The sequence below is a fragment of the Streptomyces sp. GC420 genome (assembly GCF_009916105.1).
In the GTDB taxonomy this organism is placed as follows: domain Bacteria; phylum Actinomycetota; class Actinomycetes; order Streptomycetales; family Streptomycetaceae; genus Streptomyces.
Genome location: NZ_JAAAXQ010000373.1, coordinates 1 through 7519, shown reverse-complemented (window position 1 = coordinate 7519; position 7519 = coordinate 1). Strand labels below are relative to the sequence as shown.

Below are 7519 nucleotides of genomic sequence, written 5' to 3'. Positions count from 1 at the left end.
CGCCCCCCTCATCACCGCCATCGGCCTCTCCCTCGCCCTCCAGCAGGCCGTATGGGCGTGGTACCCCGAGGCCAAGTCCGCCCGCACCTTCCCCGAAATCCCCGGCGGACCCTTCGAAATCGGCAGCGTCACCCTCCAGACCGGCGACGTCTTCCTCTTCACCGCCGCCCCCCTGAGCATGGCGATCCTCGCCTACTTCGTCATGAAGACCCGCACCGGACGCGGCATGCAGGCCACCGCCCAGGACCCGGACACCGCCAAGCTCATGGGCATCAACACCGACCGCATCATCGTGGTCGCCTTCGCCCTCGGCGCCGCGTTCGCCGCAGTCGGAGCCGTCGCCTACGGCCTCAAGTACGGCCAGATCGACTTCCGCATGGGCTTCATCCTCGGCCTCAAGGCCTTCACCGCCGCCGTCCTCGGCGGCATCGGCAACATCTACGGCGCCATGATCGGCGGCCTCGTCCTCGGCATCGCCGAGACCATGGCAACCGCCTACATCAGCGACATCCCCGGCATGCAGCAGCTCGGCGGCCAGTCCTGGGCCAATGTCTGGGCGTTCGTACTCCTCATCCTCGTGCTCCTCTTCAGGCCACAGGGCCTGCTCGGCGAGCGCGTGGCGGACAGGGCGTGACAACGATGACGACACAGACCACACCTCCCCAGACGCCGGCCACCCCGGCGACCCCCACCACCGGCCTCATCGGCATCCCGCCGAACGCCGGACGCGCCCTCGCCACCGCGGGCGGCGCCCTCACCACCGCCTCCGCATTCCTCGCCTGGACCTGGACCGCCGCATTCCCCGGCGACCTCACCGTCTACGGCTACCCCGGCGGACTCCAGGTCCTCGTCCTCCTCGGCGGCGCCCTCACCACCCTGTTCGGCCTCGCCTCCTACGGCGTCAAGGGCCTGCAATGGCTCACCCCCGGCAGCGCCGACAGCGCCATCAAGCTCTCCGCCCTCGCCGCGTTCGCCACCGCCTGGTACACCATCATCGCGATCAGCGTCCAGCTCGGCGGCCTCGCCAACCTCGAACCCGGCGGCTGGGTCGCCGCCATCGCCACCCTCGCCGCCGTCCTCGGCGCACTCTCCCTCCCCTTCGAACGGCCGGCCACCGAACCCGCCGACCCCGACGACAGCGCATGGGAGCAGTACCGCCACAACCGGCGCAACGACATGACGGTCCTCAAGGCCGCCTTCGCCTCCGGCACCGTCACCCCGGCCCGCAAGATCCCCGCCTACGCCGAGATCCTCGTCATCGTCGCGGCCATGGCACTGGGCCTCATCGTCTTCACCTACGGCATCGGCACCGAATACGACGAACTGTTCGTCGGCTTCCTCATCACCGCCGGCTTCGGCTTCGCCGCGCTCTTCAAGGCCGGACTCGTCGCACGCGTCTCCGCCATCACGGCAAAGCACCGCACCATCACCATGACCGGCGCGTTCCTCGCCGCCGCCGCATTCCCCTTCACCCAGGCCGACGACCAGTACGCCACCATCGGCGTCTACATCCTCATCTTCGCCACCGTCGCCCTCGGCCTGAACATCGTCGTCGGCCTCGCCGGCCTCCTCGACCTCGGATACGTCGCCTTCCTCGGCGTCGGCGCCTACACCGCCGCCATGGTCTCCGGCTCCCCCTCCTCGCCGTTCGACATCCACCTGCCGTTCTGGGCAGCCGCCCTCCTCGGCGCCGCCGTCGCCATGGTCTTCGGCGTCGTCATCGGCGCCCCCACCCTCCGCCTGCGCGGCGACTACCTCGCCATCGTCACCCTCGGCTTCGGCGAAATCTTCCGCCTCGCCGTCCTCAACGCCGACGGCACCTCAGGACCCGACCTCACCAACGGATCCAACGGCATCTCCTCGATCCCCAACCTCAACATCCTGGGCTTCGACTTCGGCGCCGAACACACCATCGGCGGATTCACCATCGCGCGATTCGCCAACTACTTCCTGCTGATGCTCCTCATCACCCTCGTCGTCGTCATCGTCTTCCGACGCAGCAGCGACTCCCGCATCGGCCGCGCCTGGATCGCCATCCGCGAGGACGAGACCGCCGCACTCGCCATGGGCATCAACGGCTTCCGCGTCAAACTCATCGCCTTCGCCCTCGGCGCCACACTCGCCGGCCTCGCCGGCACCGTCCAGGCACACGTCACCTACACCGTGACCCCCGAGCAGTACCAGTTCGCCCACGTCGTACCCCCCAACTCCGCCTTCCTGCTCGCAGCCGTCGTCCTCGGCGGCATGGGCACCATCAGCGGACCCCTCGTCGGCGCCGCACTGCTCTACCTCATCCCCGCCAAGCTCCAGTTCCTCGGCGACTACCAGCTCTTCGCCTTCGGCCTCGCGCTCGTACTGATCATGCGCTTCCGTCCGGAAGGCCTCATTCCCAACCGGCGCCGCCAGCTCGAATTCCACGAAGAAGCCGAAGCGCCCACAGTCCTCAGCAAGGCAGGGGCCTGACCACCATGACCACCGACACCACCACCCAGGGCACCACACCCGCCGCCCCCACACCCGGCGAAAGGGTCCTCGACGCACGCGGCGTCACCATGCGCTTCGGCGGCCTCACCGCCGTACGCAACGTCGACCTCCACGTCAACAGCGGCGAGATCGTCGGACTCATCGGCCCCAACGGCGCCGGCAAGACCACCTTCTTCAACTGCCTCACCGGCCTCTACATCCCCACCGAGGGAGAGGTCCGCTACAAAGGCACCGTCCTGCCGCCCAAGTCCTTCAAGGTCACCGCCGCCGGCATCGCACGCACCTTCCAGAACATCCGGCTCTTCGCCAACATGACCGTCCTGGAAAACGTCCTCGTCGGCCGCCACACCCGCACCAAAGAGGGCCTCTGGTCCGCCCTCCTGCGCGGCCCCGGCTTCCACAAGGCCGAGGCACGCTCCCGCGAACGCGCCATGGAACTCCTCGAGTTCGTCGGCCTCGCGAACAAGGCGGAACACCTCGCCCGCAACCTCCCCTACGGCGAACAGCGCAAGCTCGAGATCGCCCGCGCCCTCGCCAGCGAACCCGGCCTCCTGCTCCTCGACGAGCCCACCGCCGGCATGAACCCGCAAGAAACCCGCGCCACCGAAGAACTCGTCTTCGCCATCCGCGACATGGGCATCGCCGTCCTCGTCATCGAGCACGACATGCGGTTCATCTTCAACCTCTGCGACCGCGTCGCCGTCCTCGTCCAGGGCGAAAAACTCGTCGAAGGCGACAAGGACACCGTCCAGGGCGACGAACGCGTCGTCGCCGCCTACCTCGGCGAACCCTACGAAGACGCCCCCGGCGACGACGAAGCCGCGGAGGTCGCAGCCGCGGAAGCCAAGGCCGACGCCGCGCCCCGCAAGGAGAACGACCGATGACCGCACTCCTCGAAGTCGAAGACCTCCGAGTCGCCTACGGCAAGATCGAAGCCGTCAAGGGCATCTCCTTCAAGGTCGACGCCGGCGAGGTCGTCACCCTCATCGGCACCAACGGCGCAGGCAAGACCACCACCCTGCGCACCCTCTCCGGACTGCTCAAGCCCCTCGGCGGCCAGATCAGGTTCGACGGCAAGTCACTCAAGAAGACCCCCGCCCACCAGATCGTCTCCCTCGGACTCGCCCACTCCCCCGAGGGCCGGCACATCTTCCCCCGCATGACGATCGAGGACAACCTCCGACTCGGCGCCTTCCTCCGCAGCGACAAGGCAGGCATCGAGAAGGACATGCAACGCGCCTACGACCTCTTCCCCATCCTCGGGGAACGCCGAAAGCAGGCAGCGGGCACCCTCTCCGGCGGAGAACAGCAGATGCTCGCCATGGGACGCGCCCTCATGTCCCAGCCCAAACTCCTCATGCTCGACGAACCCTCCATGGGCCTCTCGCCGATCATGATGCAGAAGATCATGGCAACCATCAAAGAACTCAAGAACGCGGGCACCACCATCCTCCTGGTCGAACAGAACGCCCAGGCGGCCCTCTCCCTCGCCGACCACGGCCACGTCATGGAAATCGGCAAGATCGTCCTCTCCGGCACCGGACAGGACCTCCTCCACGACGAATCCGTCCGCAAGGCATACCTCGGCGAGGACTGACACCCACCCCCGCACAAACGACGAGAGGCCCCCGCCCCGGAAACCCGGGACGGGGGCCTCCCGCCATCACACCAACGGCCGACAGCAGCCCACCACTACGACCACTACGGCTACTGCTGCTCCTTCGCCTTCGCCGCAGCCGCCTTCTTCTCCTCCGCGTCCTCAATGACCGCCTGCGCCACCTGCTGCATCGACATACGACGGTCCATCGACGTCTTCTGGATCCACCGGAACGCAGCCGGCTCCGTCAACCCGTACTGCGTCTGCAGCACACTCTTCGCCCGGTCCACCAGCTTCCGCGTCTCCAGCCGCTGCGAGAGGTCCGCGACCTCCTTCTCCAGCTCCTTCAACTGCGTGTAACGCGACACCGCCATCTCGATCGCCGGCACCACGTCACTCTTGCTGAACGGCTTCACCAGATACGCCATCGCACCCGCGTCCCGCGCCCGCTCCACCAGCTCACGCTGCGAGAACGCGGTCAGCATCAGCACCGGCGCAATACCCTCCTCGGCGATCTTCTCCGCCGCGGAGATACCGTCCAGCACCGGCATCTTCACATCCAGGATCACCAGATCCGGCCGGTGCTCACGGGCAAGCTCCACGGCAGTCCCACCGTCACCGGCCTCACCGACGACCGTGTACCCCTCCTCCTCAAGCATCTCCTTGAGGTCGAGGCGGATGAGGGCTTCGTCCTCGGCGATCACAACGCGAGTGGTCAGCGGCGGGACGTGCGACTTGTCGTCGTCGACGGGCGGTGTCGGCTCGGGGGCGGTCACGGGACTCCTCGTTCCAAGGGCAGGGTGCTGCTCCCCATGAGCCTACCTAGCAGCGGCGGCGCATGGTCACCCGGTACACTTCCGGGCAGTAACAGCCTCGCCGGGTTGGTGGAACGGCATACACGGAGGTCTCAAACACCTCTGCCCGTGAGGGCTTGCGGGTTCGAATCCCGCACCCGGCACCCATCTCAAGTGGACGTTCACCTTCGCGTGAACATCCGCTTTCTGCTGCGCAAAGCCACCCCATTGTCACCCAGAGTGGCGTCATGAAACCTCATAGTCCCGATGTCCGCCACACGGCCCTCGCTCTATTGCGCGGCGGCGCGAGGAACGCGGATGTTGCCCGACGACTGGACGTGCCCCCTGGGACCGTCAGCTACTGGAAGCACACGGACCGCGTGAGGCGCGGTGCAATACCCAGAGCGCACGACCCGAAATGTCCCCGGTGCGACGGTCGGGACCTTGATAGCGCGGCCTATTCATACCTACTGGGGCTCTATCTCGGCGACGGACACATCAGCCACCATTCGGGACATCGGGTGCCCAGCCTGATGATCGCCTGCGACGACGCCTGGCCCGGACTGTCCGGATTGACGGAACAAGCCATGCGCATGGTGTTCCCCGACAACCGCGTGTGCCGCGTGCGCCGCAGCGGCTCCCACAATCTCAAGCTCTACTCCAAACACCTGGAATGCCTCTTTCCCCAGCACGGCCCCGGAAAGAAGCACCAGCGCCCCATCCACCTGGAGCAATGGCAGCAGCAGATTGTGGACTCTCACCCGTGGGCTTTCGTACGCGGCCTCATCCACTCGGACGGATGCCGCATCACCAACTGGACGATCAAGATCGTAGGCGGCGAGCGCAAACGGTACGAATACCCGCGCTACTTCTTCAGCAACAAGTCCGACGACGTTCGCAAGCTCATGTCCGACACCCTGACCAAGGTCGGTGTCGAATGGACGATCCTCGCTCGGGGCAGCGATCCATTCAACATCTCCGTCGCGCGGCGGGCGTCCGTCGCGCTCATGGACGCGCACGTCGGGCCGAAGTACTGAGGTGGGGCGGGGCGGGCCCGCCCCGGGGTCAGTGGACGGACTCGCCGATGTGGTGGACGCGGACGAGGTTCGTGGTGCCGGGGACGCCGGGCGGGGAGCCGGCGGTGATGACCACGGTGTCGCCCTTGTCGCAGCGGCCGAGCCGCAGGAGTGCCTCGTCGACCTGGGCGACCATGCCGTCGGTCGTCTCGGCCGCGGGGGCGAGGAAGGTCTCGACGCCCCAGGTGAGGTTGAGCTGGGAGCGGGTGGCCGGGTCGGGGGTGAAGGCGAGGAGGGGGATCGGGGAGCGGTAGCGGGAGAGGCGCTTGAGGGTGTCGCCCGACTGGGTGAAGGCGACGAGGTACCTGGCGTGGAGGAAGTCGCCGATCTCGGCGGCGGCGCGGGCGACGGCGCCGCCCTGGGTGCGGGGTTTGTTGCTCTCGGTGAGGGGTGCGAGGCCGCGGGCGAGGAGGTGTTCCTCGGCGGCTTCGACGATGCGGCCCATGGTCCTGACGGTTTCGACGGGGTATTTGCCGACGCTGGTCTCGCCGGAGAGCATGACGGCGTCGGTGCCGTCGAGGACGGCGTTGGCGACGTCGGAGGCCTCGGCCCGGGTGGGGCGGGAGTTGTCGATCATCGAGTCGAGCATCTGGGTGGCGACGATGACCGGTTTGGCGTTGCGCCGGGCGAGTTTGACGGCGCGCTTCTGGACCATGGGGACTTGTTCGAGGGGCATTTCGACGCCGAGGTCGCCTCGGGCGACCATGATGCCGTCGAAGGCGGCGACGATGTCGTCCAGGTGTTCGACGGCCTGGGGTTTTTCGATCTTGGCGATGAGGGGGACGCGGCGGCCTTCCTCGCGCATGATGCGGTGGACGTCCTCGGCGTCGTTTCCGCTGCGTACGAAGGAGAGGGCGATGATGTCGAAGCCTGTGTGGAGGGCCCAGCGGAGGTCTTCGACGTCCTTTTCGGAGAGTGCGGGGACGGAGAGTGCGGCGCCGGGGACATTGAGGCCCTTGTTGTCGCTGACGATGCCGCCCTCGATGACGGTGGTGTGGACGCGGGGGCCGTCGACGCGGGTGACTTCGAGGCAGACGCGGCCGTCGTCGACGAGGATGCGTTCGCCGGGGGTGACGTCGGCGGCGAGGCCTTCGTAGGTGGTTCCGCAGGTTTCGCTGTCGCCCTGGGTGCCCTTTTCGGTGGTGATGGTGAAGGGGTCGCCGCGTTCAAGGAGTACGGGGCCTTCACGGAAGCGTCCGAGGCGGATCTTCGGGCCTTGAAGGTCGGCGAGGATGCCGACGCTTCTACCGGTTTCGTCGGAGGCTTTGCGCACGCGCTGGTAGCGCTCCTCGTGGTCGGCGTGGCTGCCGTGGCTGAGGTTGAAGCGGGCGACGTTCATTCCGGCTTCGACCAGGGCCTTGATCTGGTCGTACGAGTCGGTGGCGGGCCCGAGGGTGCAGACGATTTTTGCTCGGCGCATGTTTCGAGCGTATTGCTTACCGCCGGGTAGGTAATTGGCCGGGCGTGACTACTCAACAACCTTTGCGTGAATGGTTGTTGACAAGTGTTGAATTGTGCGGGGGGTCGCTCCTTTGAGCGTTTCCGGTGGTGGGGGCCTGTCTCTTATA

General features: G+C 67.1%; 7 protein-coding genes and 1 tRNA gene. 6 read left to right on the top strand and 2 right to left on the bottom strand.

Annotated features, from left to right (window positions below; translation table 11 throughout):
- The 4 genes from GUY61_RS31470 to GUY61_RS31455 form a co-directional block, all read left to right on the top strand.
- The coding region (locus GUY61_RS31470; RefSeq protein WP_166633649.1) for a branched-chain amino acid ABC transporter permease at positions 1-634 on the top strand (634 nt) is incomplete at its 5' end.
- A 5-nt stretch (positions 635-639) separates the two neighbouring features.
- Positions 640-2463 carry a branched-chain amino acid ABC transporter permease gene (locus GUY61_RS31465; protein WP_166633648.1) on the top strand — a complete coding sequence of 608 codons (1824 nt, stop codon included), beginning with the start codon at positions 640-642 and terminating at the stop codon, positions 2461-2463.
- Positions 2464-2468: 5 nt separating this feature from the next.
- A complete protein-coding gene (locus GUY61_RS31460; protein WP_166633647.1) occupies positions 2469-3368 on the top strand; it encodes an ABC transporter ATP-binding protein in 900 nt (299 codons plus the stop codon).
- Positions 3365-4081, top strand: a complete 717-nt coding sequence (locus GUY61_RS31455) for an ABC transporter ATP-binding protein (protein ID WP_166633646.1) — start codon at positions 3365-3367, stop codon at positions 4079-4081. The genes GUY61_RS31460 and GUY61_RS31455 overlap by 4 nt, the downstream gene beginning before the upstream one ends.
- Before the next feature lie 110 nt (positions 4082-4191).
- Here GUY61_RS31455 and GUY61_RS31450 read toward each other — a convergent pair whose 3' ends face one another.
- Positions 4192-4857, bottom strand: a complete 666-nt coding sequence (locus GUY61_RS31450; protein WP_166633645.1) for an ANTAR domain-containing response regulator — start codon at positions 4855-4857, stop codon at positions 4192-4194.
- Between the two features lie 99 nt (positions 4858-4956).
- Here GUY61_RS31450 and GUY61_RS31445 point away from each other — a divergent pair.
- Positions 4957-5039, top strand: a tRNA-Leu gene (locus tag GUY61_RS31445).
- 84 nt (positions 5040-5123) lie between these two features.
- Positions 5124-5912 (top strand): helix-turn-helix domain-containing protein, encoded by a 789-nt coding sequence (locus GUY61_RS31440; RefSeq protein ID WP_166633644.1) that lies wholly within the window; start codon positions 5124-5126, stop codon positions 5910-5912.
- 28 nt (positions 5913-5940) lie between these two features.
- Here the strand turns inward: GUY61_RS31440 and pyk are convergent, their stop codons facing one another.
- On the bottom strand, positions 5941-7371 hold the full coding sequence (gene pyk, locus GUY61_RS31435) for a pyruvate kinase (RefSeq protein ID WP_166633643.1): 1431 nt from the start codon (positions 7369-7371) through the stop codon (positions 5941-5943).
- Positions 7372-7519: the final 148 nt, after the last annotated feature.